25 protein-coding genes and 3 pseudogenes are annotated in these 25,680 nt (G+C 49.1%); 17 read left to right on the top strand and 11 right to left on the bottom strand.

All coding sequences use genetic code 11. The annotated features are described in order from the left end of the window. Positions 1 to 52: 52 nt before the first annotated feature. From acnA to moaD, 3 genes are all read right to left on the bottom strand, one after another. Positions 53 to 2,782, bottom strand: a complete 2,730-nt coding sequence (gene acnA / locus EDM52_RS08680; RefSeq protein ID WP_122908613.1) for an aconitate hydratase AcnA — start codon at positions 2,780 to 2,782, stop codon at positions 53 to 55. A 444-nt stretch (positions 2,783 to 3,226) separates the two neighbouring features. Then, positions 3,227 to 4,255: a ThiF family adenylyltransferase gene (locus EDM52_RS08670; RefSeq protein WP_122908611.1), complete on the bottom strand. Its 1,029-nt coding sequence runs from the start codon at positions 4,253 to 4,255 to the stop codon at positions 3,227 to 3,229. 3 nt (positions 4,256 to 4,258) lie between these two features. Continuing rightward, entirely contained in the window at positions 4,259 to 4,963 is a 705-nt protein-coding gene (gene moaD / locus EDM52_RS08665) for a molybdopterin converting factor subunit 1 (protein ID WP_122908610.1), read from the bottom strand. Between the two features lie 200 nt (positions 4,964 to 5,163). Here moaD and EDM52_RS08660 point away from each other — a divergent pair, with 200 nt between their 5' ends. The 10 genes and pseudogenes from EDM52_RS08660 to EDM52_RS08615 all read left to right on the top strand — a co-directional run. Next, entirely contained in the window at positions 5,164 to 5,793 is a 630-nt protein-coding gene (locus EDM52_RS08660; protein ID WP_122908609.1) for a hypothetical protein, read from the top strand. A gap of 50 nt (positions 5,794 to 5,843) precedes the next feature. Beyond that, positions 5,844 to 6,449 (top strand): YHYH domain-containing protein, encoded by a 606-nt coding sequence (locus EDM52_RS08655; RefSeq protein WP_122908608.1) that lies wholly within the window; start codon positions 5,844 to 5,846, stop codon positions 6,447 to 6,449. Positions 6,450 to 6,616: 167 nt separating this feature from the next. Then, positions 6,617 to 7,099: a cyclic pyranopterin monophosphate synthase MoaC gene (gene moaC, locus EDM52_RS08650; protein WP_122908607.1), complete on the top strand. Its 483-nt coding sequence runs from the start codon at positions 6,617 to 6,619 to the stop codon at positions 7,097 to 7,099. Positions 7,100 to 7,102: 3 nt separating this feature from the next. Continuing rightward, on the top strand, positions 7,103 to 8,359 hold the full coding sequence (locus EDM52_RS08645; protein ID WP_122908606.1) for an MFS transporter: 1,257 nt from the start codon (positions 7,103 to 7,105) through the stop codon (positions 8,357 to 8,359). A gap of 397 nt (positions 8,360 to 8,756) precedes the next feature. Further along, a complete protein-coding gene (locus EDM52_RS08640) occupies positions 8,757 to 9,938 on the top strand; it encodes a pyridoxal phosphate-dependent aminotransferase (RefSeq protein ID WP_122908605.1) in 1,182 nt (393 codons plus the stop codon). Positions 9,939 to 10,261: 323 nt separating this feature from the next. Further along, positions 10,262 to 11,020, top strand: coding sequence for a class I SAM-dependent methyltransferase (locus EDM52_RS08635; protein ID WP_415783047.1), 759 nt, complete (start codon positions 10,262 to 10,264; stop codon positions 11,018 to 11,020). 547 nt (positions 11,021 to 11,567) lie between these two features. After that, entirely contained in the window at positions 11,568 to 12,038 is a 471-nt protein-coding gene (locus EDM52_RS08630) for a hypothetical protein (RefSeq protein WP_122908603.1), read from the top strand. 253 nt (positions 12,039 to 12,291) lie between these two features. Next, positions 12,292 to 12,927 (top strand): metallophosphoesterase, encoded by a 636-nt coding sequence (locus EDM52_RS08625; RefSeq protein WP_122908602.1) that lies wholly within the window; start codon positions 12,292 to 12,294, stop codon positions 12,925 to 12,927. A 164-nt stretch (positions 12,928 to 13,091) separates the two neighbouring features. Further along, positions 13,092 to 14,291, top strand: coding sequence for an aminotransferase-like domain-containing protein (locus tag EDM52_RS08620; RefSeq protein ID WP_122908601.1), 1,200 nt, complete (start codon positions 13,092 to 13,094; stop codon positions 14,289 to 14,291). 146 nt (positions 14,292 to 14,437) lie between these two features. Next, a pseudogene (locus tag EDM52_RS08615) lies at positions 14,438 to 14,725 on the top strand (HesB/IscA family protein); the annotation flags it as partial. Between the two features lie 101 nt (positions 14,726 to 14,826). On the opposite strand, the gene EDM52_RS08610 reads toward EDM52_RS08615, so the two are convergent. Then, a complete protein-coding gene (locus tag EDM52_RS08610; protein WP_122908599.1) occupies positions 14,827 to 15,675 on the bottom strand; it encodes a family 1 encapsulin nanocompartment shell protein in 849 nt (282 codons plus the stop codon). 168 nt (positions 15,676 to 15,843) lie between these two features. Then, positions 15,844 to 16,440 carry an IMEF encapsulin system ferritin-like cargo protein gene (locus EDM52_RS08605; protein WP_122908598.1) on the bottom strand — a complete coding sequence of 199 codons (597 nt, stop codon included), beginning with the start codon at positions 16,438 to 16,440 and terminating at the stop codon, positions 15,844 to 15,846. A 286-nt stretch (positions 16,441 to 16,726) separates the two neighbouring features. On the opposite strand from EDM52_RS08605, the gene EDM52_RS08600 reads away from it, so the two are divergent. Further along, complete coding sequence (locus EDM52_RS08600) at positions 16,727 to 17,008, top strand: DUF2325 domain-containing protein (protein ID WP_122908597.1); 282 nt, start codon at positions 16,727 to 16,729, stop codon at positions 17,006 to 17,008. A gap of 66 nt (positions 17,009 to 17,074) precedes the next feature. Next, a complete protein-coding gene (locus EDM52_RS24565) occupies positions 17,075 to 17,221 on the top strand; it encodes a hypothetical protein (protein ID WP_183184918.1) in 147 nt (48 codons plus the stop codon). A 36-nt stretch (positions 17,222 to 17,257) separates the two neighbouring features. Here the strand turns inward: EDM52_RS24565 and EDM52_RS08595 are convergent, their stop codons facing one another. The 3 genes from EDM52_RS08595 to EDM52_RS08585 all read right to left on the bottom strand — a co-directional run bounded on the left by EDM52_RS08595 (position 17,258) and on the right by EDM52_RS08585 (position 19,448). Then, the gene (locus tag EDM52_RS08595; RefSeq protein ID WP_122908596.1) at positions 17,258 to 17,536 is read right to left on the bottom strand and encodes a S1C family serine protease; all 279 of its coding nucleotides are present in this window, start codon (positions 17,534 to 17,536) and stop codon (positions 17,258 to 17,260) included. Positions 17,537 to 17,566: 30 nt separating this feature from the next. Beyond that, positions 17,567 to 19,021 (bottom strand): recombinase family protein, encoded by a 1,455-nt coding sequence (locus EDM52_RS08590; protein ID WP_122908595.1) that lies wholly within the window; start codon positions 19,019 to 19,021, stop codon positions 17,567 to 17,569. 106 nt (positions 19,022 to 19,127) lie between these two features. Continuing rightward, complete coding sequence (locus EDM52_RS08585; RefSeq protein ID WP_122908594.1) at positions 19,128 to 19,448, bottom strand: winged helix-turn-helix transcriptional regulator; 321 nt, start codon at positions 19,446 to 19,448, stop codon at positions 19,128 to 19,130. A gap of 238 nt (positions 19,449 to 19,686) precedes the next feature. Here EDM52_RS08585 and EDM52_RS08580 point away from each other — a divergent pair, with 238 nt between their 5' ends. After that, positions 19,687 to 20,757 carry a YheC/YheD family endospore coat-associated protein gene (locus tag EDM52_RS08580; RefSeq protein WP_122908593.1) on the top strand — a complete coding sequence of 357 codons (1,071 nt, stop codon included), beginning with the start codon at positions 19,687 to 19,689 and terminating at the stop codon, positions 20,755 to 20,757. Positions 20,758 to 20,831: 74 nt separating this feature from the next. Here EDM52_RS08580 and EDM52_RS25140 read toward each other — a convergent pair. Beyond that, positions 20,832 to 21,056 (bottom strand): annotated as a pseudogene (locus tag EDM52_RS25140) (trypsin-like peptidase domain-containing protein); the annotation flags it as partial. A gap of 370 nt (positions 21,057 to 21,426) precedes the next feature. On the opposite strand from EDM52_RS25140, the gene EDM52_RS08570 reads away from it, so the two are divergent. The 3 genes and pseudogenes from EDM52_RS08570 (at position 21,427) to EDM52_RS08555 (ending at position 23,787) form a co-directional block, all read left to right on the top strand. Beyond that, entirely contained in the window at positions 21,427 to 21,885 is a 459-nt protein-coding gene (locus tag EDM52_RS08570; RefSeq protein WP_122908592.1) for a MarR family winged helix-turn-helix transcriptional regulator, read from the top strand. Between the two features lie 74 nt (positions 21,886 to 21,959). Next, positions 21,960 to 22,938, top strand: a pseudogene (locus tag EDM52_RS08565) (serine hydrolase domain-containing protein). A gap of 315 nt (positions 22,939 to 23,253) precedes the next feature. Continuing rightward, positions 23,254 to 23,787, top strand: a complete 534-nt coding sequence (locus tag EDM52_RS08555) for a PadR family transcriptional regulator (protein ID WP_122908591.1) — start codon at positions 23,254 to 23,256, stop codon at positions 23,785 to 23,787. Between the two features lie 61 nt (positions 23,788 to 23,848). Here the strand turns inward: EDM52_RS08555 and EDM52_RS08550 are convergent, their stop codons facing one another. Beyond that, positions 23,849 to 24,961: an aminopeptidase gene (locus EDM52_RS08550; protein ID WP_122908590.1), complete on the bottom strand. Its 1,113-nt coding sequence runs from the start codon at positions 24,959 to 24,961 to the stop codon at positions 23,849 to 23,851. A gap of 180 nt (positions 24,962 to 25,141) precedes the next feature. Then, the gene (locus EDM52_RS08545) at positions 25,142 to 25,243 is read right to left on the bottom strand and encodes a YjcZ family sporulation protein (protein WP_122908589.1); all 102 of its coding nucleotides are present in this window, start codon (positions 25,241 to 25,243) and stop codon (positions 25,142 to 25,144) included. A gap of 193 nt (positions 25,244 to 25,436) precedes the next feature. Here EDM52_RS08545 and EDM52_RS08540 point away from each other — a divergent pair, with 193 nt between their 5' ends. Beyond that, positions 25,437 to 25,670 (top strand): hypothetical protein, encoded by a 234-nt coding sequence (locus tag EDM52_RS08540; RefSeq protein WP_122908588.1) that lies wholly within the window; start codon positions 25,437 to 25,439, stop codon positions 25,668 to 25,670. Positions 25,671 to 25,680 lie beyond the last annotated feature (10 nt).

The raw sequence follows: 25,680 nt of genomic DNA, 5'->3' as shown, positions 1-25,680 counted from the left end.
TTTGCTTTAAGTTGGGTGGGTGCTGTATCGAACTTATTTGTCAATCAAAGTCTTACGCGTTTACTTTTTTACCTTCATCCAGCAATTGGCGCAGAACGGTTTGCAGGATACCACCGTTGCGGTAGTAGTCTACATCTACCAAAGAGTCGAGGCGAACAATTACGTCGAATTGGAAGCTGCTGCCGTCGTTGCGAGTAGCTGTTACAGTGACGCGTTGTCCTGGTTTTACATCGTCAGATAGACCTTCGATGCTGAAGGATTCTGTTCCGTCGATACCCAGGGATTTCCAGCCTTGACCATCTGCAAATTGCAGCGGCAGTACGCCCATACCAACCAGGTTGGAACGGTGAATACGCTCGAAGCTTTCTGCGATAACCGCTTTGATGCCCAAGAGGAAAGTACCTTTTGCTGCCCAGTCACGGGAAGAACCAGTACCGTACTCTTTACCAGCCAAAACAACCAGTGGAGTACCGTCAGCTTGATACTTCATGGAAGCGTCGTAGATAGACATAACTTCGCCGGATGGCAGGTATTTGGTTACGCCGCCCTCAGTGCCAGGAGCCACTTGGTTGCGGATACGGATGTTGGCAAATGTACCGCGCATCATGACATCATGGCTACCACGACGAGCGCCGTAGGAGTTGAAGTCTTTGCGCTCCACGCCTTTGCTTTGCAGATAGAGACCTGCAGGGCTGGTAGGCGCGATGTTACCTGCTGGAGAGATGTGGTCAGTTGTTACGGAATCACCAAACAGTGCGATTGGGCTAGCTGTTTTGATGTCGCTGATGTGACCTACATCACCTTGCAGGTTTTGGAAGAATGGGGGCTCTTGGATGTAGGTGGAGTTTTCATCCCACTCGTACAGGTCGCCAGTTGGTACTTCAATTTTGTTCCACTCTTCGTTTTGGGTGAAGACTTGACCGTACTCAGCACGGAACAGAGCAGGGTTCATCGCTTTGTCCATAGCACCAGCAATTTCTTCTGGAGTTGGCCAGATGTCTTTCAGGTATACAGGTTGACCGTCTTTGCCAGTCCCGATCGGTTCTGTAGTCAGGTCGATGTTTACAGTACCCGCCAATGCGTAAGCGATAACCAATGGAGGAGAAGCGAGGTAGTTCGCTTTTACCTGTGCATGGATACGGCCTTCGAAGTTACGGTTACCGGACAGTACAGCTGCTACAGTCAGGTCTTCGTCAGCGATTGCTTTGCTGGTAGTCTCAGGCAATGGACCGGAGTTACCGATGCAAGTGGTGCAACCATAGCCGACTACGTTGAAGCCGATTGTGTTCAAGGAATCGATCAGACCTGCGTCGATCAGATATTGGGTAACTACGCGGGAACCTGGAGCCAGGGAGCTTTTCACGAATGCTGGCTTTTTCAGTCCTTTTTCGACTGCTTTTTTCGCCAGGATACCAGCACCGAGCATAACGCTTGGGTTCGATGTATTGGTACAGGAAGTAATCGCTGCGATTACAACAGAACCGGTTTTCAGCGTAGCTTCTTCGCCGTTTGGATATACGACTGGAGCTTCAGCTGCAATTTTCTCTTCGGAAAGACCAAAACCGCCTTTTTCGATCGGTGTCACGAGACTTTCGTTGAAGGATTGCTTCATCGCAGTCAGCTCTACGCGGTCTTGTGGACGTTTTGGACCAGCCAAGCTAGGTACGACCGTGGACAGATCCAGTTCCAGTGTTTCGGAGAATACGGGGTCTGGTGTGTCATCTGTACGGAACAGACCTTGTGCTTGGGTGTATTGTTCTACCAGGGCAATCAGGTCTTCTTCGCGGCCTGTTTGACGCAGGTAGTTGAGTGTTTCAGCGTCTACTGGGAAGAAGCCCATAGTCGCGCCGTACTCAGGTGCCATGTTGGCAACAGTTGCACGGTCAGCCAGCGAGATGTTGGACAGGCCGGAACCATAGAACTCAACGAATTTACCTACTACGCCTTTTTTACGCAGCATTTGGGTAACAGTCAGAGCCAGGTCAGTAGCTGTTGCACCAGGGCTCAACGTACCAGTCAATTTGAAACCAACCACTTCTGGTGTTACGAAGTAGAGTGGTTGTCCGAGCATTCCTGCTTCCGCCTCGATACCACCTACACCCCAACCAACAACGCCAAGACCGTTGATCATGGTTGTATGGGAGTCCGTACCTACGAGGGAATCAGGGAAAGCAACGAGTTCGCCGTCTACTTCACGAGTAGCTACGACACTAGCCAGATATTCCAGGTTTACTTGGTGAACGATACCAGTAGCAGGAGGAACAGCACGGAAGTTGTCGAAAGCAGTTTGTGCCCAACGCAGGAAGCGGTAGCGCTCTTGGTTGCGTTCGAATTCGAGCTTCATGTTGTTTTGCAGCGCATCTGGGTTACCGAAATCGTCAACCATGACAGAGTGGTCAATAACCAGGTCTACAGGGACCAATGGATTGATTCGTTTTGGATCTCCACCTGCACGCTTCATCGCGATCCGCATCGCTGCGAGGTCAACTACAGCCGGAACACCGGTGAAGTCTTGTAGAACGATACGAGCTGGAGCGAGCGGTACTTCTTGGTTTTCGTCGCGGCCTCTGGTCCAGGTCGCCAGTTGTTGTACGTGTTCTTTGGTGATGGCACGACCATCGAACTGACGTACAGCTGCCTCGAGCAGTACTTTGATGGAGAACGGCAGCTTGGAGATTTCACCAAGACCTTGTTCTTCCAACCCTTGCAGGCGATAGTAAGCAAAAGACTTGTCGCCTACTTGTAGGGAAGATTTCACTTTGTAAGCATCTTTGTTAGACAATGTATACAACCTCCCTTGGATAACTTGGGGTTTCATCTGATGAAACTAAGTTTCGTTATAGATTACGAACTTATTATACTCGATTTGTTACCGGTCTTCTACCCCAAATTCATCATTTCTATACAAAATCGTGCGGGGAAAAACAACGCCATATGTTCTGGGCAGAATGGAGGAGGATTCCTGTTCTTCATCTATTATCTCGAACGGGAATCCATCACATGCAGGAAAAATCGATCTTGTGGATTACCTTTCGTACTCCTGGAACGTCCATACTTAAGCAAAGCACTCATTGGGCAGCATTTTACTTTGCCAATCCTGCTGCTAGGACTCAATAAAGGGTCAACAGATAGAGAATGAATCGACAGCGAAAATGGAGTGCGGCACATTGCTTCAAGCCGACACTCCATTTGTTTTGAATCGTTTCTTATATAAAAGGAAGCTTCATCATGCACCGATGTATTTGGCGTGCAAGGTGCGCGCAAGTGAGATGTCATCCGTGCCTTGCACGAGTACCCGTCCGTCCGGAAAAACGACAAGCGTGTGCGGATCAACGTGAAGCCGGAGCAAGAAGCGGTTTCGTTCTACCTGTCCGAGCGGAGTGAGTCGTTCCTCTAGCGCAGCGAGATCCAATCCGCCTTGTCCCGCAGCAGGTGAGATTTGTACAGTATCGCGTCCGCAGAGGGAAACGGCTTGTCCATCCTGGGTATCCGGCTCCAAAAAGGAGAATTCCCGCTGCCCGCAGCAAGGACAGTCGGAGCGGCGCGCGTTGGCAACCTTGATCTGTTGATGCTGGTTGTTCCAGATGTCAAAAGTCTCGAGGTTGGGATTGAAAGCATCTTCTGCTCCGACCAGGATTTTGAAGGCCTCTGTAGCTTGGTAGGACGCGACGATGTGAATGATCGGACCAATCACACCTGCCGTATCGCAGGTAGCCATTTCGCCCGGATTGGGAGCTTCCGGGAACAGACAGCGCAGGCAGGGGGTTACCCCTGGGCGAATCGCGGTAAAGGTACCGGTAGCGCTGACCGCTCCGCCGTAAACCCAAGGAATGCCGTGCTTGACACAGACGTCATTGACCAAGTATCGGACTTGAAAGTTGTCTGTGGCATCCAGTACCAAATCTACATCTGTCAGCCATTGCTCAGCATTGAACGCGGTCAAGTCAGCGACGATCGGCTCGATTTCGACTTCGGAATTGATGCGCGACAGCTTGGCGTGTGCGGCGATCGACTTCGGGAGGTGCTCGGCAGCGTCAGCTTCATCATAGAGCATTTGGCGCTGCAGATTGCTCGGTTCGACGAAATCGCGGTCAATCAGCCGTACAAAGCCGACTCCAGCACGGACCATGTGGTTGGACAAGACGGTACCCAGAGCGCCCATCCCGACGATGGCTACCCGGCTTTGACGCAGCTTTTCCTGTCCTGCCCGCCCAATCGGGGCGAACAGAATCTGACGGGAATATCGTGTGTTCACAGGTTAGTCCACCTTTCCGTCATACGTCGCGAGTGGATTCCAAGGTCCTTGCTGATGACCCTTCCACTCACTGCCATCCTCCCACATCTCTTTTTTCCAGATGGGAACGATCTGCTTCAGTCTTTCGATTGCATAGCGGCCTGCCTCGAAGGATTCGTTGCGATGGGGGGTGGCCACCGCTACGATCACAGCGATTTCTTCGATCTTCAAATCTCCGATCCGGTGCTGCATCGCAACTTGTGCACCCGGCCAGCGTTCTTCGATTTCAGCAGCGACCTGCTTCATCTTTTCTACGGCCATCGGCGCGTACGCCTCGTAGGAAAGGTAGACCGTTCGCTGTCCATGCGTGAATTCGCGCACGGTTCCGACAAAGGTAAGAATAGCGCCTGCATGCGGGTTGCTGACCAATGAAACCAGCTTGTCTGCGCTCAGTGGTTCTGTGGTTATGGCAAAACGCGGTTCCTCCCCTCCGCTCACAGGGGGCAGGAGCGCAATCTCATCATTTGCAGAAATGATATGATCCGGAGCCGCATATTCGTGATTAATAGAGACAAAACAGCTGTTCAGAAGAGGGGAGAGCGCGGGATGCTGTTCGGCCACTGCCTGCAACAAGTCGCGTACAGTTGCCTGTTCGGGCAAGGTCAGTTGAATCTCCCGCTGATTGGCTCGCTCGGCCAGTCCGGCAAACAACAAAATCGTAATGGTCAAGGTAACTCCTCACTTCCCGTAGATAGATTTATCCGTACTCTATGGCTTGAAGATACCACACTTAGTGGGAGATGCCAATGAGTGGGCAGGTCGGAAAAGAAATTGCGAGAAATCTCCTTTTTTTGGAATCCTCTCGCGGGTTTTATACGTCATAAGGAATAGAGTAATAGCTTCAGGTGTGTATGAAGGGGGACAATGGATTGAAGAATTTTCTTCTGGGTTTGAGTGTGGGGTGTTTGGTAACGGTAGGAGCTGTTTGGTTCAGCTTATCGCCCGAAAAGGAGGCGCTGAGTCAACAGACGATCGATTTGGAAAAGGAAAATCAACAGCTCCAGCAGCAGGTAACCACTTTGAACATGACCATCAAAGCCAATGAAGGAAAACGAAACAGCCTGCATCAAGAGATAGAAGAAACAGAAAAGCATTTGCTTGAATACCAGCGGGTTGTATCTGAAGTTCTGCACGGCGATGGGGAAGATTATGCGGTTGAGATCATCGCAGATGATGAAGAGGAAACGGTTGTTTATTCACCAGGCTATAAGGAAGATGTACCCCGAAACACAGACTTGCAGAAATTGTATATTCAGCGCATTCTCAACCAGCTGCCAGACGTGAAAGGAAGCACGATCACCCTGTGGAGCAGCAAGGAAAACGCCCAGTTGTATGCAGCAGGCACGTATCCCAATGACGGTGCGGAGGGCTGGAGCGGCATGAATGCCAAGTTTGCGACATTAACGAAAAAGCGCGATGAATACTACCTCTGGCACCACCTCAGCGTGCATGAAAGCGATCCAGTCGGGTTTGGACTGTATGCGGTTGAGGGAGAGTGAGGGGGAAAAACGAGCTAACCATCATGATTAAAGAGCGTTAGCTTGTTTTTTTGAAATGTGCGTTGGGACTATTTGGTACATCAGTACAAGCACATCCTGGCAGGACAGATTCAAATGGAGGACATACTTGTCGGACGAATTGTGAAAAATGGGGTCTTTCGTATGGACAATATCATTATCATAACAATGGAAGCACATCCTCGGGTTCAACACAAAGTAAAGGAGCACCAGATGCACCGACAAATAAAACGGTAACTGAACAAGTGGTTCAGAAAAAAGTAATCGTTGCTGTTGATCAGGCTCCAGTTCGCTATTCACCAAATGAAGCATCACAAGTCGCTGCAACTTTATGGTACGGATACGGAGTAAGCGATCTGAGTGGGGCAACAGATGGCTATGTAAATATAGATCAGGGCTATCTTGCGAAAACGCTTCTAGTCGAGTATGTCGTCAGTAAACCATCAACTGTGACCATCGCGACAGATAAAGGGTACTTTTTTTCAATTCCAGATTCAACGAGTAAAGCCCGCGGGAGTGCCAATAAAGGTACAATCGTACACGTTGTGGGAGAAGCAAACGGGTTTTATTATGGTTCTACAGTAGATGGCAATGGCGATGTCCTCGTTGGGTTTGTTTCAAAAAGTGTTGTGAAATAATACAATCCTTCCATTTACCGAAAGACCTGTTTCGCTACAAACGGGTCTTTTTTTATTGGTCACCCCACCACTTTCCTGATTGCATTTCTTCAGCGTCAGGAGTAAGGTAAGGAGTGAAGGAATCATGTGCGAACGAGGACATTTTTGCAGCATATCTGGAGGGCTGAATGAACGATCAATTGACGCATTTTAATGAACAAAACCGTGCGAGAATGGTGGACGTTTCGGAAAAGGACGTAACCAAGCGTGAAGCGGTAGCTTACAGTCGCATTGTCATGGAGCCGGAAACCTTGGCACGTATCCGCGAAGGACGGGTAGCCAAAGGAGATGTGCTTGCTGTCGCGCAGGTAGCGGGTGTCATGGCTGCCAAAAAGACGTGGGAAATCATCCCGATGTGTCACCCCCTTCCTTTGACGGGAATCGATATCTGTTTTTCTTTTGCAGACGAGCAAACGCTGGAGATCGAGGCGACAGTCAAAACGACAGGTAAAACAGGCGTTGAGATGGAAGCACTGACAGCAGCCAGTGTTGCGGCACTTACGGTATACGATATGTGCAAGGCAATGGATAAAGCGATGAGCATTGAATCGACTAGTCTCCTGAGCAAAACAGGCGGTAAAAGCGGGGATTTTAAACGGGGAGACCGATAAAACATGATGGAGAAATGGAGATCCTATCCAGGCAGCATTCGTCTTATGGCGATTGCTGCTGTTATTTCTTCCACAGGGATGGCCTGTATCTGGCCGTTGGTCACGATCTATATCCACGACCACCTGGGAAAGCCGCTGACGGTGGCCGGATTTTTACTGATGCTGAATCAGGGAGCTTTTCTGGTCGGCAGTGTGATCGGCGGTATGATGTTTGACCGATGGGGCAAACTGCGAACACTCGTCATTGCATCAAGCGGAATTATCGGTATTTCAGTAGCGCTGGGATTAACCCAAGATTTTACGATGTATACGATACTCTTGCTGTTAAACGGACTCTTCTACGGCATGCTGTCGCCGGTGATCAATGCCCTTGCTGTTGTTTTGTGGCCACAGGGTGGTCGCAAGGGTCTCAATATGATATACGTAGCACAAAATGCGGGTGTGGCAGCAGGAGCGGCGCTGGGGGGCTTATTGGCTAGCGTTTCCTTTGCTTGGACCTTCTTTGGTAACGCCATTACGCAAAGTGTTGCGCTGATTCTCTTCGTTCTGATCCTGCCTCGTTATTTGAATCACAGTGCGATGCAGCAGACAGTGGCAGAAGAGCAGCAGTCGACGTCAGGGGAGGCGGCAATTGGAAGGCTGCAGGTCTCTCGACAAACGGTATGGATTGCCTTGCTGTTACTGTGCGCAGGGCTCTTGATTAGCTGGATCGTATATGTGCAGTGGACGACAGTCCTGTCCAGCTACATGCAGTCGCTCGGTATTTCACTCAAGCAGTACAGTCTTTTGTGGACTCTGAATGGTGCTCTGATTCTATTTGGTCAACCGTTGATCTCCTGGGTGATTCGACGTTTTGCCAAGACGCTCATATCGCAAATGCTGCTCGGTTCTTACGTGTTTGCGCTATCCATGCTGATTTTGACGCAGACAACAGCGTATGCTGGCTTCTTCGCGGCGATGTTCATCATGACGCTGGGTGAAATGCTGGTGTGGCCAGCCGTGCCAACAGTCGCTGCACAGTTCACTCCGGCAGGTCAGGAAGGATTTATCCAAGGGCTGGTGACTGGCACAGGCTCCGCAGGTCGTATGCTGGGGCCGTTGTTAGGAGCTGTGCTGTTTCAGGAGTACAGCGCTCAAGGACTGCTTTACATCATGACCGGTCTTGCCTTGGTTTCAGTTGGATTCTTTGCCCTGCACCACCAGTTCGTCAAACGGAGCAACAAGCCTCTTACTCCTAAACCTGTGGCTGGAAAAATGTAAAGAACGGGAACGAGCTAATTCTTGACACGCAACAACACCTCAAGTAGTATGGAGAAGATTCAAAACATTATATTCCGTGCGTTTTACTTAACGTATAGGAATTAATAAGCGTCAAGCTTATGAATTCCGGAGCGCATGGCAAGGTGCCTCAGCGTCCGCTCCCGGCATTACTTCGGTAAAACTTTCCGCTAAAACGCGGTCGCTCATCTTGAATAAGCCTCGATAGAGGTTTTCCTACCATAAAGTGGTGGAGGGCCTGACCCGAAGAAGCCCCACAGCAACTTGAGCTGTGCCTATTCTTGTCATGCAGTGTTACACCCCTTTTTCTAAAATGGAAAGAGGGGTTTCCTTTTTTCATGTAAGTGTAAGACCCGATACAGAAAGGATCTGAAGAACGATGCGCATCCAACCCGCTGACATGATCGACCGGTTGCCGACTCAATTTTTTGCCACACTCGTAGCTAAAGTGAATAAAGTCATTGCTGCCGGTCATGACGTGATCAACCTGGGACAGGGAAATCCTGATTTGCCTACCCCGCCACATATTATTGAAGAGCTGCAAGCACATGCTTTGAACCCCCTGCATCACAAGTATCCACCCTTCCAAGGACGCCTGGAGCTGAAGCAGGCAGTGGCGCAATGGTACAAAAACGAATTCGACGTCGATCTGGACCCAGAGGAAGAGGTAGCGATCCTGTTCGGCTCCAAGACCGGGCTGGTGGAAATCTGCCAGGTGCTGATGAACGCCGGAGATGTCGCATTGGTTCCCGATCCGGGCTACCCTGATTACTGGTCTGGCGTGGCCGTTGTCGATGGTCGTATGGTGATGATGCCATTAAGGGAAGAAAATCAGTTTTTGCCTGACTACGGAAAGCTGAAGCAGGAGGATTTGGATCGCGCCAAGCTGATGTTCCTGAACTACCCGAACAACCCGACAGCAGTCAATGCGCCTATGGAATTCTACGAAGAGACGATCCGTTTTGCCAAAAAGCATGAGATTGTCGTCTGCCACGATTTCGCTTACGGTGCGATCAGCTATGATGGTAAAAAGCCGGTCAGCTTCATGCAGCTGCCAGGTGCAAAAGAAGTGGGAGTGGAGTTCTACACGCTGTCCAAAACCTATAATATGGCTGGCTGGCGAGTCGGGGCAATGGTGGGCAACCGCGAGCTGGTCCGTCTGATCAATCTGATCCAGGATCACTACTTTGTCAGCCTGTTTGGAGCCGTCCAGATGGCGGCAGCGCGCGCTATGACGGACTCTCAGCAATGCGTTCGCGATCTGGTAGCAGTCTACGAGGGGCGCCGCAATGCCCTCTACTCCAATCTTCATCGTATTGGTTGGCAAGCCCAGCCGTCGCAAGGCTCGTTTTTTGCCTGGCTGCCAGTACCAAGCGGATATACATCGGAAGGCTTCTCGGATCTTTTGCTCGAAAAAGCACATGTTGTCGTAGCTCCAGGGAACGGTTTTGGACCTACCGGTGAAGGCTATGTCCGCGCTGCCTTGCTGTCGGATGAGAAGCGACTGGCGGAAGCCGTGCAGCGCATTGAGCGTTTGGGTTTGTTTTCCAAAGTGAAATAAGGAAGAGAAGGAAGCAGGAGGACTGGAGGAATTCGGTGCTTTTCTGTGTGTTTTCCTTCGCCATCCCTTATAATGGAAGGGAGGGTGTTGGCAAATGGACGGAGCCATTATCGTTCCGAACAAGGCCTTGAACAGACAGGGTGTCTTACTTAAATAGGACAAAATAATGGCTCCAGTTGTATGAGCTAAAAAGAGAAACGGAGAGAGGTTTATGCAATCGATAGAGCATGAAACATAACAACCTTTTGTAAAGAGCAGAGGACCGCCATCCGTGAAAATTGTTTTGAATTTTCGAAAACGATGATGACGGAGGTTGGGAATCCTTGATGAATGACGAGAAGTTTATTGCCTTTTTGCGTGGTGCAAATCAAACCTTTCAAGGCTGGGATTTTTCCTGGATTACAGGTACGGGTCGAATGAGCAGCGAGCTGCTTTCCTGGTCATATGGGAGCATGGCTATTCCTTTGATTCAAAAATCAAAAGCATTGCTCGATATGGGGACGGGTGGAGGGGAGCTCTTGTCCAAGCTGAGACCCTTCCCGAGGACGGTAGTCGCTACCGAGGGGTACTCGCCTAATCTGCCAATTGCTAGAGAGCGGCTGGAGCCTTTGGGAGTAAAAGTGGTCGAGGTGGACAATGATGAATGCCTTCCATTTCTGGATGCGCAATTTGATTTGATTCTAAACAAGCACGAGTCTTTCGTACCCCATGAAGTGAGAAGAATTATTTCGGATCGAGGAGTTTTCCTTACCCAGCAGGTCGGGGGTCTGGATTGTATGCAAATCAATGAGGCTTTTGGCGTATCTCTCGAACAGAGCGCCAAGGAATGGAATCTGGAGAAGACGATCCAGCAATTGGAGAGTAATCGATTTCAAGTGGTAGAAGCCAAAGAGGAGTTTCCCGTTCAACGTTTTTACGATGTCGGGGCGTTCGCCTATTATTTGCGCGCCATTCCTTGGCAGGTACCTGGCTTAAACATGGAAGAACAGATCGAAGTCTTCTATCGGATTCATCAAATGATCGAGACCAAAGGGTTCTTTGATTGCGAGCAGCATCGCTTTGTGATTCTGGCAAAAGCATAGTAAGATTTTTAATGCCCACAGTGAAGATTGCTGTGGGCTATTTCTAGTATGTATCCGAGCTGCATGAGATGCTTTGTGAGCAGAACAGGAAATTTTTCAAGGAACCTTGTTGAAGCATTCTGAATAATCATATATGGGCAAAGATCCATTCGGAATACTCTGGAGTGGATCTGTTTGTAGGCGCTATCAAAAAAGGTGTTAGGAATGAACTAGCGACTAGCGGCCTACTTGAGCGGAATTGTAAGCATTTTTGTTTAAAGTAGATAAGTGTTGCTTTATCATTTGATTTTTGGCGAACTCCAGTTTTGGAGAAGCCCATTTTTTCATACAGATAGCAATTTCCTTCCTCCTCAAGCATCGTTGCTAATTCCGGGCTGATGGATTGAGGGTAAAGGGGAGTATAAATTTCCCTACTATAAAAACGGGCGGAAAAGGAGACAATAAAAATCATTCTCACCGTTGACAGATAATGATTTTCATTATACGATGTCTTTGAGGTAATTGATAATGAGTATCAAAGCCAATCCTTACATAGCTGGAGGGTGCCATGCGCTATCAGATAAACGGTTACACCGATATGTATACAGTGATCGCCAACGAGCGAAAGATAGGCGGAGCCATTGAAGCTGGCTCGATTCGTCTGCGTAGCGGCGAAGTGTTTGCCAATGCGGTTCTCACTCGTATGGAAATGTCCGGTACGCATTTTTGTTCCATCGGCTTTGTGACAGAGGAAGGCAAAAGGCTGATTGTCCATGTGGACGATATCAGCATGATCGCAGATGCTCGCCATGTGGATGTTCGCGAGTTGACCAATGATACGATGAGAGAAGAAAAGACGGCTGAGCGTTTGAAGCGTCTGAAGCGCCTATGCGAGCTAAACGAAGGAAGCTGTACGCTGACCTTCCAGGAAGAAGCGACTCTTCTGGCACAAGATATTGGTCTGGACGTGGCACGTGCTCATGTAGACCTTTCCTTCTTGCCTCAACAGGAAAAAACACGTGTGGTGCGGATCGCCTAGTGATATGAAACGACTGTATTCCCCCTTTCATTGCGAAAGGGGGTTTTTTATATGAACCGATTGCATGTAGGTCATCGATGATTTACATATACTGGAAAAATTCAAACGCTGGCGCATCTTGGCCGAGACGAAAGACAGTCAGAGCTTTACCTTTTTTCATTCAGAGAGACTGGAAAGTGGTATAATCGGGTGGATATTCCTTCCATCTGAGGCGGCGTATTTGTTCCAACTGGAAAAAGAAAGGTAGATTGTGATGTCACGCACATTGGTCATATCCGATATTCACGGGCATGTCGAGGGCTTGGAATTGCTGCTGATGCTGGCAGAGTATGCGCCTGAGAAGGATCAGCTCTTTTTGCTGGGGGATTTTATCAGCAAGACGCCGGAAACATGGGGGGCGCTCGACACGATACGCGCGATGATGTACCGGGGAGCTCGCGCGCTGGTGGGCAATACAGAGCTCTGGCTGGTCGAGAAGCTTCGCGATCAGGAGATTACCGGTTCGCTTGAGGAAAGCATCGCCTTTATCCATGAGCTGCCGTACATGATACAGCACGAAGAATACGTATTTGTGCACGCTGGACTTCGACCAGGAATCCGTCTGGAGGATCAGGAAAAATCAGATTTGGCCACGATACGCGAGGATTTTTGGGGAAGCGACTACGTGTTTGAATCCACGGTCGTTTTTGGCCACACGCCTACCTACAAGCTGGGAGCTGCTCGCGGGGAGATTTGGTGCCAGCCTGACAGGATCGGCATTGATACCGGAGCGAAACACGGTGTCCGACTGACACTGGTCGATCTGTCGAATCAGCTTGCTTATTCTTGCTCGACAGCCGAGCAGGATCGCTACGAGGATGTACGCATCAAGCGATTGCAAAAAGGTTAGCTTGTACCGTAAAAAGGCATTGTCCTATTGGATGGCGCCTTTTTGCGTTCTCGTTGATTTCCTTCGACATAGCTAAAACCTATCCCCCGATAGCTAGCGAGGATTGGACTTTACAACATGACAGTGATAAAACAAGATTAAGCAAAATCAAGGGGGAACGGAACATGGAGTACTCATTTTCAAAATCTACTGAAGCTTTGACTTCTTCGGTTGTCCGGGAAATCTTGAAGCTGACCCAAGGAAGTCGGGTGTTGTCCTTGGCTGGTGGACTGCCAGCAGCGGATTCATTTCCAATCCAAGAAATGCGAGAAGCTTTCAATCGTGCTTTTGACTTAGGCGCAACAGCGCTCCAATATGGTTTGACAGATGGTTATCTTCCCCTTCGCGAATGGGTCGCCGAGCGAATGAAGGCAAAATACATGAATGTTGGCGTGGACAATATGTTGCTCACCACCGGCTCCCAGCAGGCCGTCGACTTGCTCAGCCGTGTCTATCTGGACGAAGGCGACGTCGTGCTGGTAGAAAATCCGACTTACCTGGCAGCTATACAATTGTTCCAATTTAAAGGAATCCGCGTCATTCCGGTGGACGCGGACGAAGAGGGCATGAATCTGGAGGATTTGTCCAGAAAAATTGCGCAATACAAGCCTAAAATGGCCTATGTCATTCCTACATTCGCCAATCCAACTGGAAAAGTGTGGAGTATGGAACGCCGTCAAGGTCTGCTCCAGCAGTGTAAAGAAAACAACATTTTGATTCTTGAGGACGATCCATACGGAGAGATTCAGTTTGATGGAGAGGCGCCATATCGATCCATCTTCTCACTGGATGAGCACCCGAAAAACTCGAGTGTCGTTTATACCAGCACCTTCTCCAAGATCGTAGCGCCAGGCTTGCGAACAGGCTGGGCACTAGGTGACGAACGCGTGATCCAGATGATGATCAAAGCGAAGCAAGCGGTGGATTTGCAATCCAGTACGATTGACCAGATTGCCCTGCATCAATTGTTGTCCAACTTTGACTTGGTAAGTCACATTGATAAAATCCGCGCTTCCTACAAAGAACGGATGGAATGGATGAACGAGCTGCTGACCCGCCAGCAGTGGGAGGGAGTCACCTGGCAAAAGCCTCGTGGAGGCATGTTCCTTTGGATGACGTTGCCTGAACATTTTGTATCTGCAGATCTTTTGAAGATCGCAGTGGAGGAGGGCGTAGCTTTCGTTCCAGGTGAAGCCTTCTATGCGGCAGATACGAAAAAGAATACCATGCGTTTGAACTACACCTTGCTCAACCGCGAAGATACCGAGCTGGCCATTACGAGACTCGGAGCAGCATTGGAGAAGTACAGCAAGGTTACAGTGTAACAGCAGAACAAGGATACGGACGGAAGTAAAGAGGCAGCCTGCATAAGGCTGCTTTTTTGCTAACATATGCTTGTTTGGTGTATCCATTAAGAAGTGGCCTGTCGGATAGACGCATTTCGTCCCGCCTATAGCTACGCATTCTGTCCGTTTACATTCGTTTTGGAGTTCAAAATGGCGGTTGCTCCGGCATGAACTATGGACTCGGATTTGACGATTCAGGGCAGGAGGGCGACAGCATCATGGAGATCGCGGGAGTGAAGCTGGTCGTGAATGCCGAAAGCTACCCCTACGTCGATGGTGTCGAGATCGATTACAAGGAGACAGGCATGATGGGTGGTTTTACGATTCAAAATCCGAATGCAACCGCCACATGTGGCTGTGGGAGCAGCTTCCGAACCGCTTTGACTCGCGGAAAAAGGGAGAAATGTGATTGAGTGCTAGTCCCGTACATGATCGAGCCCTTTTACGTTAAAAATCGTCAAATAAAAAAAGCATACCCCATGAGCCGAAACTCAGTGGGGTATGCCTTGAATCATTACGCTTCTGTTTCTTCCAGCGTGCAAATCGCGCTTGGGCGCTTGATGCGCAGAACCACACACTCGTAGACGCGGAACAAGCTGTTCATTTGCTCGTCACCGAGGAATGAAGTATCGAAATCCTCTGCGACAGCCAGGTCCAGGTTGTGACGGCCTGTCGCTACCAGTACACCAGAACGGCCTTTGATAGTCGGGGACTGATACACACCGTCTGTTACCAGATTGCGCACGTGATCGATCTCCAGCACGTTGGTGCCCTTGTGTACGCGATGCAAGAGGGCATACAGCTCAGGAGAGACGACCAGCGCATAAGGACCGCTGTGGCCCATTTTCAGCAGTTTATTGCGAGCTTCCACGATGTCGGCGAAAGCGTTGCCGGATTCCATCCAGTCGCTTTTCAGATGGGTGAGACGGCCTTTGACGTTCATCAGGCCAGGCAGGTCAAATTCAGCAGCGCCATTGAAAATCAAATCGTCTTCCATCAAAGCTCCGCCCGCAGCAGCGTTGGCAGCAGCACTCATGTCGAGCGGCATGCCCAATGTACGAGCCTGTGCGACATCGCGCCAGTACAGCATGAAATCCTTGTACAAAATCGGGATGGTCATGCTCACACGCTTGCTTGGCTGAGTCATTTCCAATGATTCGCCGCGCAGGCTGAGCCCGCCAAAACGCGATTCCTCATAGACGTCATTGGTAATCGTCTGAATGCCTTCACCCAGCGGGCCATAAATATCGATAAAACGGCGTCCTACCAATTGGCGGCGAGCCATGTCGATGACGGTTTCGTCCAGTTGCTTCCACTCATCTTGAGTCAAGGGAGAGTCTGGGTATTTCCGGAGCTTGTCCATAGTGTTACCTCCAAGTCATACAGGATTTTCTATCTGTTGTGTTAACGTGTAAGAAAGTTTAAGTGCTTCGCCATGTCAGAGTAACTTTGCTTAAACTTTATGGAACCCATAAAAACCTTCGCTTAAACGCAGTCGCTGCTCTTTGAACCGGCCTCAATAGAGGCTTTTTTATTTGCCTTTCAAACTGCCCACTGTAAGTCCCTTTTTAGCAGGGGTTGGGCTTGGGGCATGTTTGATGACAGATGCGACACCTTGAGGCAGAGTAGCAGACGCTTTGAGATGATCGACCTGATGGATGTCATGTCCCTCGTCGTGATCAGTCAGAGAGGGATGAGACACGTCTGAAAATCGCTCGCTGAGTGTAGCCATGATTTCTTTTACCCTCAGGTAGTCCTCATGAGTGGTTGCCCGCATCCCATCCAGGTCCAGTCGAGTCTCGTCGTCACGGAACTCGTAGAGAGCCAGCTCCAGATGTTCACGGAAGTTGTGCAGACCAAAACGTTCCAGGTTAATATCGGATAACAAACGGGACAGCTCGCGGTCGCTCAGCTGATCGGCTTTCTCAGCAGAGAGGGTCTGGAGGTAAGGAATCAGCTCCTGCAGGCGATCCATCCGTTGTTCTTCCTCTTCTAGGATGTGGTGGTAGTACAAGCGTGTGTGTTCATCCTGAGCAGCGTCAATGATTGGCTGAATCAGGCCCATGAATCGATGGATATACCCCTTGGTACGATCAAAAATGGCGTGTAGTTGAGAAAGCTCTTGCACGTACGCCACCTCCTCGCAAATAATCTATTTCCTCATTATACCTTTGTGAAAATAACCCCGGCAAGAAATATGTATGCAGTTCACTTGTTATCCCTAGTTTTCGATTTTTCCAAAAAACTTCTCATGGAGAGTATTGTCAAACCTAATTGGGAATGATAATATTTATCAATAAGAGTGATATTCATTATCAATTGAATGCGCACCTCACATTTTCACTCAACACTTCTTAGCTAAAGTCGCACGAAAACATACATGTACACCACACATTCAAGGAGGTTCTAAGAACATGTCATCCATTCTTGTCATTGGCGGAGATCGCCTCGGTAATATTATTGAACTGTTGCAAGGTCAAGGCTTTCAGGAAATTCATCACGTGACAGGAAGAAAAAGCTCCCAAACAGGCGTTAAAATTCCGACTGGTGTCCATATGATTCTGGTTTTGACAGACTTCGTGAATCACAACCTGGCCAAAACCGTAAAGAGCCAGGCCAAAGACCGTGAGCTGCCGATTCTTTTCTGCAAACGTTCTTGTTCGGCTATTGCCAAAGCTTTTCACATGACCGCTTAAATACATACAGAAGTGGCAGGGCAAACTAGACGCGTACTTACGAATCCTACAACGGAGGAGTGCCCTGTGAATCAAGAGCGCCTTGGCGAATTACCTCTCGCTCAACTGACGACTGACCAGTTGCAGCAAGTCCAACAAACCGAAGAAAAATTGAATCAGGATGGCAAAAGCGTTTACCTGATTGCATTTGAGAAGCAAGCCCCGTCCCAATAGACGGGGTTTTTCTCTTCCTGTTCCCTTGCTTACTTCTCATTTGAAAACGTATTGCTCCAGCTGCTGCTTCAAGGCGTCAATGCCAATGGCAAAGCCGAGGCACTGGCTGGACTGGATGATAAAGGCATTGAGACCGATGACTTCTCCGTTCAAATTGATGAGCGGTCCTCCACTGTTACCGGGATTTATGGCGGCATCTGTCTGAAAGATCTCCTCGTACATACGCTTGGCGACCTGCAAGCGACGATTCTTCGCGCTGATGATTCCTGCCGTGATGGAATTTTCCAAACCGAGTGGGGAACCACTTGCCCGCATAGAGGCAAAAAATAAAAATCAAAATACGAGCTAGTGGAAAAGAACATGGCTCACATAAACGAAGCGTTTGATACCTGCCGGAGAATCCCTGCAGGCCTCGGCTTCCATACGCTGGATCAGACTGGTCGCAAGCTGCCTTCGCTGTTCACGGGTAGCATGCGACCAGATCTTTTCCCAGTCTAATAAGATCTCCACATTCTGTTCGTCAGCTGTACTGGTCTGTAGTGATTGTGCCAAGGAAGCTTGACGCTGTCTTTGATCCAGCTCCAAGAGCTTAACCCGAAGATCTGTCAAGGAAAGGACCCCGGCCTCGTAGGCATCCTCCCACCGTTTTTTTCGTTCTTCCCATTTCGTGTCTAAGCCCGACTGTATTTGCATTGCCTTCTTTTGCTGGCTGCTGCCGAAACATTCCTGCAATACCACTGAAGCTTGAACCCGATACGATTGCAGAAGTCTGACTACCGCTTGCTCCAACCGGTCTTCGCGAATAGAGGCAGCCCGGCATTTCCCGGATGATTTGCCGCTGCAGGTGTAGTAGGTGTGAGTATAGGCTGTTCCGTTTTTTCCCTGCGAATGCGTGTACTTGCCGCGCATCTCCGCTTGGCAGATGGAGCAGTAGAGGATTCCAGAAAAGAGGAAGGAGGAAGCCAAAACGCGCGGATGCTGGGAGCCGCGCAGCTTCATCCGCTCCTGCGCACGCACAAAGGTAGCTTCATCGATAATGGCCGGATGTACCGCAGGCTCGAGGAAATAGTCATTCGTTTGTTTGGTACGTGGGAGAGTGTGAGTATAATTCCAGCGCAAGGCTCCGTAATAGACCGGGTTTTTTAACAGTCGCAGGACAGCGCTAGAACTCCAGCAGGCGCCATTTTTGCCTCGCGATCCTTGTGCATTAGCTTCGTCTGCAATCTGTCGTGGGGATTTGCCATTTACATAACGCTCGAACATGTGGCGGACGATGTCAGCTTCTTTGGGCCGGAGCTGGAGCTGGCCATTGCATAAATCGTAGCCATAGGGGGCGGGGCCGCCCGGTCTTTTTCGCTCGCGTACCATTTGGCCCATGCCCATTTTGACGCGTTCGGCAAGATTTTCCCGTTCCCATTGGGCCAAGGCTGCGACCAAGGTGATGAACAAACGGCCGATGGCGGTCGTCGTATCGTATACTTCTGTACTGCTTTTGAAGTGAACACCGTAAATCTCGAATTCCTGAAGGAGCTGGTACAGATCGAGCACAGAGCGAGTGAGTCGGTCCAGCCTGTAGACAAGGACCACGTCCATTTTCTTTTGTGCGACATCTGCCAAAAGTCTGCCAAGCTCCGGGCGATTGAGATCCTTGGCGCTGACTCCTTCATCGACGTACATGTCAGTCAGCACCCAGTTCTGGGAATGAATATAGGCAAGCAATCGATCGCGTTGGGCTGCGATGGAAAACCCTTCTCGGGCCTGATCCTCGGTACTGACGCGGATGTAAACAGCTGTTCGCATGCCGAATCCTCCCGTTATTGCAGGTTGCTAGAGTCTACAGCAGGACGGGAGGTGTTATGCCTGGACACAAAAAAAACCCACCTATGAAAGAAGGCGGGAGCTTGCGTCACATCCACTTTTCGCCCCATTCGTGGATAGATTCAATGACGGGACGCAAATCTTTTCCTTTTGTCGTTAGCTCATACTCGATTCGGACTGGGATTTCAGGAAATACCTTGCGTTCCAGGATTTCCAGCTCCTCCAGCTCCTTTAATCGTTCGGACAGCATTTTATCGCTCATATGTGGAACCATCTCACGAATGTCTTTGAAGCGGACCGCACCGCGCAGCAGGACGTGGAGAATTAATCCCGTCCAGCGTTTACCCAAGATATTCATCGCACATTCGTATTTCGGACAAATTTGTTCGCCGGCAGATTCTTGGCTCATGAGGACTTCACCTCTATACATCTTCTTTGAATGTAACTTTATTCTACCACAGTTGCTGGAATTAAGTAAGTAACAGAAGTTTAACGCATGTGCTCCTCCATGATTTTGGCTTTTTCCACGATCGCATATGCATGAAAAAATGTGTCCTGCTAGGAAAAGCCTGATTGTAGCCTGATCGTTTCACACTTAGGCCAGCGCACATAGACTAGGCAATGATGAGATACTGCGAGGTGATGGGATGGCACATCAAGACGTGGTTGGAATCCTGACCTGGCGAAAGGGGGAACGATTTTCCGAGCCTGACTATTTGCGCCGTCTGGTAGTAGCCGGGCAAAAGTTGGGTGCAAAGGTATACCTTTTTTCGCATCAGGATGTGAATGTGGCAGAGCGAAAGATTCGTGGATTTACACCTACAAAAGCGGGAGGCTGGTCAAGTAAATGGTATGCGTGGCCCGATGTGGTTATCGATCGCTATCGCCGCAGAGTCCCACAGTACATGCGGTTACGGCATAGCAAGCTGTTTACGTTTGCCAACAGTCCATTCAGTAAAAAGTGGAGAGTCACGCTGATGCTGGCCAAGGATGAACGGGTAAGCCATTGGATACCGGAATCCAGCGTCTATGCGCCAGGCAAAGTAAAAGCCATGCTGAAGCGGTTTCCGATCGTTTACATCAAGCCAGGCAATGGTACAGGCGGGCGCAGTATCCTGAAAGTAATGGCTGCAGGGAGACAGTACGTACTATCAGGACGCGACAGGCTATCAGCGCTTCATCAGGCAACGCTGAAGACAGCAGAAGGTGTGGAAAAGTGGGTGAAACGCTGGGTCAAGGAACAGCAGCTGAGAGACGGCAATTTTCTTGTACAGCAGGGGGTCGACCTGGGGGTACTGCCCAATCGTGTCGCGGATGTGCGGGTCTTGATCCAGAAGGATGAACAGGGCGACTGGAGCGTGACCGGCTGCGGTGTTCGTGTGGGGGAGAAAGGCAGTTCTACCTCCAACCTGCACGGAGGAGGCAAGGCAGTACCTTTTCAGCCCTTTCTGGCGGCTGTCTTTGGAAAAGAGCGTGCGCGCACCATCACCAGCGAAGTGGTGCAGCTGGCGCATCAGACGGCGGTTACGCTGGAGGAGAGGTTTGGAAGAATGATGGAATTTGGACTGGATATTGGTGTAGATGTCGATGGGCGCCCCTGGCTGATCGAAGTGAATCCCAAGCCCGGACGTGAGGTTTTCCGTGAGATCGGCGATATGGATACGTATGAAAGGGCGATTGCAAGACCGGTCCAGTTTGCGCTGCAGCTACTCAGGTGAGGCTTGTTTTCTTTTGGCTCTATGGCGACAGGTGGGGAACCGATGCTGATCACCCATTCGCCTACCTTGGTATGCGAGGAATTCCCCAATGGGAGCGGAAAGAGCTTGCAGTCTGCGTCGATTTTGATGACGGCATAATCGCGTACACGATCGGCCAGAATTCGTTTGGCTTCAAAGACTCGCCCATTAAACAGCTTGACGTAGATATTTTTTGATTTTCCAATGACATGCTCGCTGGTCAGGATGTACCCTTTTGGATGGAAGAGGAAGCCAGAGCCAAAACTGCGCTCTGAAGGCATCGGAGGTTCATCTTCCGAAATCAGGCTGCGAATGAGTGTATCCACGTCTTTGGCTTGAGTCACATCTTCGGTGACAATTGAGACTACGCCCTCCTGTACGCGTTCCACAATGGGAACGAAGAAGTTGAAGGGGTGTAAACTGCTGCTGCTCACAGGGTACTTTACGCGTGTATATTGGGACCACTTTTTACTTTTCACTGATCTCTCCCCCCACAGCAGATAGGTATGTATCATCCTATGGCAGGTCAAGGGGGAAGGGACGCCCATTTTGCTCAGGGATGCGGCATGGTAAGAGCTCTTGCTATTTCGAATAACATTCAGTAATATATTGTTTAGGTACCTTAATAATAAAGGTGGTTTACAAGTAAAGATGGGTCATGCAGATAAAGAGCTTGTCGAGTGTGTGAAAGAAATGAATGAAGCGGAGTATCTGATCAATACGCTGTTGCTGCGAGAATATCGAGCATTGCTGGATGATGAGATTACAACCAAGCAGGCATTGCTTCTGGAGCTGATTCATAAGCATCAGCGGATGACTGTCAAGGAAATTGCTGAGCAGATGGAGGTATCCTCCAGCGCAGTGAGCCAGATCGTGGGCAAGCTTGAGAAAATGGGGTACGTGAAGCGGGAAATCAATCTCCAGAATCGGCGTGAAATCATTGTACAGATGGGCACCCAGGGATTCGCCTATTTCACCAAGCAAGAAGAGGTAGAGCGGGATATTATCACACGCTTTTACGCGAAAATGGAGTTGGAAGAAGTGCAGCAGCTCCGTGCACTGACACTGAAATTAAAGAAAATCGTCGAACAGGAATTAAGCCGCACCTAATTTTTTTTGAACAATATGTTAGATGCCTTAATAATTTATTCAACTAATTTAAAAAACTGGGGGAGGATTGTGAAATGAAGATGAGACAACAGCAATTGGAGGCACTTTTTCAAGCGTTGCATGAGAAAGGACAAATCAAGGGAGCAGTATGTGTTGCCGAACAGGGGGAAATTTTGTACCAGGCTGTATTTGGATATGGCGATCTGAAGAGCAAAAGAAAACTGACGCCGGACTCCGTATTTGAGCTGGCTTCGTTATCCAAGCCATTTACCGCTTCGGCGATCGTCCTGCTGGAAGAGCAGGGACAGCTCGCGTATGACGATTTCATCGACAGGTGGCTGCCGAATTTTCCTTATCCAGGGATAACGGTTCGACATCTGCTAACCCACACCTCCGGACTGCCCGATTTACGTCTTGCTCGCATTGCTTGTCGAGCGGATTTCAGGGCTGGGCTTTGCTGAATATATGGAAACGCATCTTTTTCATCCTCTGGGAATGGGAAAAACGCGTGTATACAACAGAAGATACTCGAATGAGAAAATCGATGATTACGCATATGGGGTTGTTTACGATGTATGGTCGGGTGAATTCGTGCTTCCAGACGAGCTTGCGGAGACAGAGTATGTCGTCTATCTGGACGGCATACAGGGTGACGGCACTGTGAACTCGACAGTCGGGGACTTACTTTTATTTGATCAGGCTTTATATACAGAAAAGCTGGTGAATGAACAATCATTGCAGCAAGCCTTTGCGCCTGTCCGGTTAAACAACGGTGAAACCTTTGATTACGGTTTTGGATGGATATTGGAAAAGAGTGAGAAAAGAGGCAAGAGTGTCAGCCACAGTGGGGGATGGCCAGGGTATGCAACCCTTATGATTCGGTTTATCGATGCCGGTAAAACCCTGATTTATATGAGCAATAAGGAACAGGAATACGAGTTTGATCAACGCATTTTAGAGGCTGTGCAGCAAATAATGTTTGATGAGCCTTTTGAAATACCGAAGAGTCCTGTCAAGCGAAAAGCTGTACACATGGATCCGGCCCGCGAATGATTTCCGTTGAAGTGGAATTTGTACCAGACTCAACGGGTACAGCAGAAAAAATGATCATTCATGAGCCGGAGAAAGAGATACATGCGATTCGGATGGAGAAGTAGTTAGGGTAAGGTGGCGGGTGAAAGCAGTGAGTACCGTTTTGATTGTATCATTATTTTTGATTGATATAATAAAGAAATAGCATTGGTATATTTATGCGAATGGACTTATAATATAGTTTAGTTAAAGAATATTTTGAACATAAAGGCTGAACGGCATGAGTTCAGACCTACAGAGAGAGAAGACTGGAATGGAATTGGAGGATGCGAAGAGATGGACGTAAAAACGATAATTCTTGGCTTTCTTAGTTACGGTGAGATGAGCGGGTACGACATTAAGCAAGCGTTTAGCAACAGCATCGGTTTCTTTTATGACGCAAGTTTCGGAGCCATTTATCCAGCGCTTCGCAAATTAGAAGAAGAAGGCCTGGTGACGAAGCAGGAAGTTATTCAATCAGGCAAACCAAACAAAATTTTGTACAAAATTACGAAAGCGGGCGAGCAGTCTTTCCAACAGGAAATTCAAACTCCAATCCTGCCCCCTGTCTTGCGCTCCGATATGCTGGTTAAGATTTTCTTTGGCAAAGGTCGCACCATCGAGGAACAACGTGAATTGGTGAATAACTGTTTGTCCACGCAACGGCAGATGCTTGCCCAAAGCAAAGTGACGTACCAGAAGCTGAAAAACGGCTTCGATGAGTACCAGCAATTCTGTTGGGAGTATACGATTCACCATCTGGAAACCACGATCACGTTTTTGGAACTAAAAGCGCCTTCCTTAATTAAAGAACCTGCTTATAGCCTATAGGCTAGATGAAGAAGCGAAAGGACCAAGCCAGTAGCATGTGTCCTTTCGCTTTTATCATGTTCTATTTCAGGTTTTCCGGATTGAGGCACTCCAGTTCAGGTATGACAAAACGGCCGTCCTTACGAATCAGGCGATCGTCGAACCAGATTTCACCGCCGCCCCATTCTGGGCGTTGAATCATGACCAGATCCCAGTGAATGGAGGATTTGTTTCCATTAAAGGCATCGTCGTAGGCTTGACCCGGTGTGAAGTGGAAGCTGCCGTCGATTTTTTCATCGAACAAAATATCCTTCATCGGATTTTGGATGTACGGATTGACGCCAATGGCGAACTCCCCGATATAGCGAGCTCCTTCATCCGTATCAAACACTTCATTGATTTTCTCCGTATCATTGGCTGTCGCTTCGATAATTTTGCCATCCTTGAAGGTCAGCTTGATGTTGTCGTAGGTGTAGCCCTGGTAAGGCGATGGCGTATTGTACGAAATCGTACCATTCACGGAATCACGTACAGGCGCAGTAAAGACTTCCCCGTCTGGAATATTGGCTTCTCCGGCACATTTGATAGCAGGTATTCCTTTGATGGAGAAGGTCAAATCCGTACCAGGACCGGTGATGCGCACTTTGTCGGTCTTTTCCATCAGTTCCACGAGGCTGTCCATGGCTTCATCCATTTTGCCGTAATCGAGGGTGCACACTTTGAAGTAGAAATCTTCAAAGCCTGCTGTACTCATATTGGCCAATTGAGCCATCGAGGCGTTTGGATAGCGCAGAACCACCCAGCGAGTGTCCGGCACGCGCACGTCAAGCACGGGACGGGTGAAGAGTCGGGAATAAAGCTGCATCTTGTCTCCTGGCACGTCAGCCAGTTCACTGATGTTGTCGCCACCACGGATGCCGATGTAGCAATCCATTTTTTTCATGAATTCCACATCTGCCTCGCGCATCACGCCAAGCTGTGTTTCGTTGACGCCGAGGAGCAGTTCACGCTGAATCGTTTGGTCGATCAACTGAACATAAGGATTGCCGCCTGCTTCGTACACTTTTGCGATCACGGCGCGCACCAGCTCATGCACCTGGCCGATGGCGTAAATAAGTACGTTTTCACCTGACTGAACACGGGTAGAATAGTTGACCAGGACATCGGCCAATTTGTCAATGCGTGGATCTTTCATAGAAGGATATTCCTCACTTTCCATTCCATATCATATCGATTCGATTGTATTGTACACAAAATAAATAGAAAAAAGCTACCCGTGGTGATGGGTAGCCAGCGAATGATACGCGCTTTACAGGATCCGGTGTTCAAGTATATGCAACTACCTGCCGGATCGTGCTGTATCCAAAGTCATATGTTAATCGTCGCAGCCACAACCAACGATTACCAACAGGATAAACAGAATCAACACCAGAACGAAATCGTCGAAAAATCCACCGCCGTTAAAGATGCTGCTCATGCGATCAAATCCTCCTTTTGTGTTAAGTCGCTTGTGCTTACATCCATAACATATGGGTTTTCGCACAGAGCCGATACGGGCAAATGCCCATTTTTACCAAGAATCTTTTGATCACCGAAGTTTATTATTCTGAAAATCAGGAAAAGCTAGAGGATACGAAAAGACTTTGCAAGTACGAAAGGATGGCATTGCGATGCAACGATCATTGAACAGCCTGGGGCACGATCTGTTACCGATTACAATCAATGTAGGAGAAGATTTTAAATCCATTGTCTGGAAGGCACAGTACGATATGGACTTCAATACGGAATGTCTGTTTTGTTTCTCTGAGCAGATCACAGGGTATCGAGTGGAGGATGAAGCGGGACACACCGGCAAGGTAGCGGTTTGTCCGCACTGCGAGAAAGTAAACGCCATTTACGCTTAAACAGGACTGT

Source organism: Brevibacillus invocatus, assembly GCF_003710915.1.
Classification (GTDB): Bacteria; Bacillota; Bacilli; order Brevibacillales; family Brevibacillaceae; genus Brevibacillus; species Brevibacillus invocatus.
Note: the sequence above shows the minus strand (reverse complement) of the source record. Positions and strands in the feature narration are given on the sequence as shown.

Bases quoted from the DNA above. Each gene is read 5' to 3' on its own strand.
- EDM52_RS08610 (WP_122908599.1), bottom strand. From the start codon at position 15,675: ATGGACAAGCTCCGGAAATACCCAGACTCTCCCTTGACTCAAGATGAG.
- EDM52_RS08585 (WP_122908594.1), bottom strand. From the start codon at position 19,448: ATGAGCCAAGAATCTGCCGGCGAACAAATTTGTCCGAAATACGAATGT.
- EDM52_RS08595 (WP_122908596.1), bottom strand. From the start codon at position 17,536: ATGCGGGCAAGTGGTTCCCCACTCGGTTTGGAAAATTCCATCACGGCA.
- EDM52_RS08600 (WP_122908597.1), top strand. From the start codon at position 16,727: ATGTCATCCATTCTTGTCATTGGCGGAGATCGCCTCGGTAATATTATT.
- EDM52_RS08545 (WP_122908589.1), bottom strand. From the start codon at position 25,243: ATGAGCAGCATCTTTAACGGCGGTGGATTTTTCGACGATTTCGTTCTG.
- EDM52_RS08630 (WP_122908603.1), top strand. From the start codon at position 11,568: ATGCGCTATCAGATAAACGGTTACACCGATATGTATACAGTGATCGCC.
- EDM52_RS08550 (WP_122908590.1), bottom strand. From the start codon at position 24,961: ATGAAAGATCCACGCATTGACAAATTGGCCGATGTCCTGGTCAACTAT.
- EDM52_RS08640 (WP_122908605.1), top strand. From the start codon at position 8,757: ATGCGCATCCAACCCGCTGACATGATCGACCGGTTGCCGACTCAATTT.
- EDM52_RS08620 (WP_122908601.1), top strand. From the start codon at position 13,092: ATGGAGTACTCATTTTCAAAATCTACTGAAGCTTTGACTTCTTCGGTT.
- EDM52_RS08540 (WP_122908588.1), top strand. From the start codon at position 25,437: ATGCAACGATCATTGAACAGCCTGGGGCACGATCTGTTACCGATTACA.
- EDM52_RS08590 (WP_122908595.1), bottom strand. From the start codon at position 19,021: ATGCGAACAGCTGTTTACATCCGCGTCAGTACCGAGGATCAGGCCCGA.
- EDM52_RS08580 (WP_122908593.1), top strand. From the start codon at position 19,687: ATGGCACATCAAGACGTGGTTGGAATCCTGACCTGGCGAAAGGGGGAA.
- EDM52_RS08625 (WP_122908602.1), top strand. From the start codon at position 12,292: ATGTCACGCACATTGGTCATATCCGATATTCACGGGCATGTCGAGGGC.
- EDM52_RS08570 (WP_122908592.1), top strand. From the start codon at position 21,427: ATGGGTCATGCAGATAAAGAGCTTGTCGAGTGTGTGAAAGAAATGAAT.
- EDM52_RS08555 (WP_122908591.1), top strand. From the start codon at position 23,254: ATGGACGTAAAAACGATAATTCTTGGCTTTCTTAGTTACGGTGAGATG.
- EDM52_RS08645 (WP_122908606.1), top strand. From the start codon at position 7,103: ATGATGGAGAAATGGAGATCCTATCCAGGCAGCATTCGTCTTATGGCG.
- moaC (WP_122908607.1), top strand. From the start codon at position 6,617: ATGAACGATCAATTGACGCATTTTAATGAACAAAACCGTGCGAGAATG.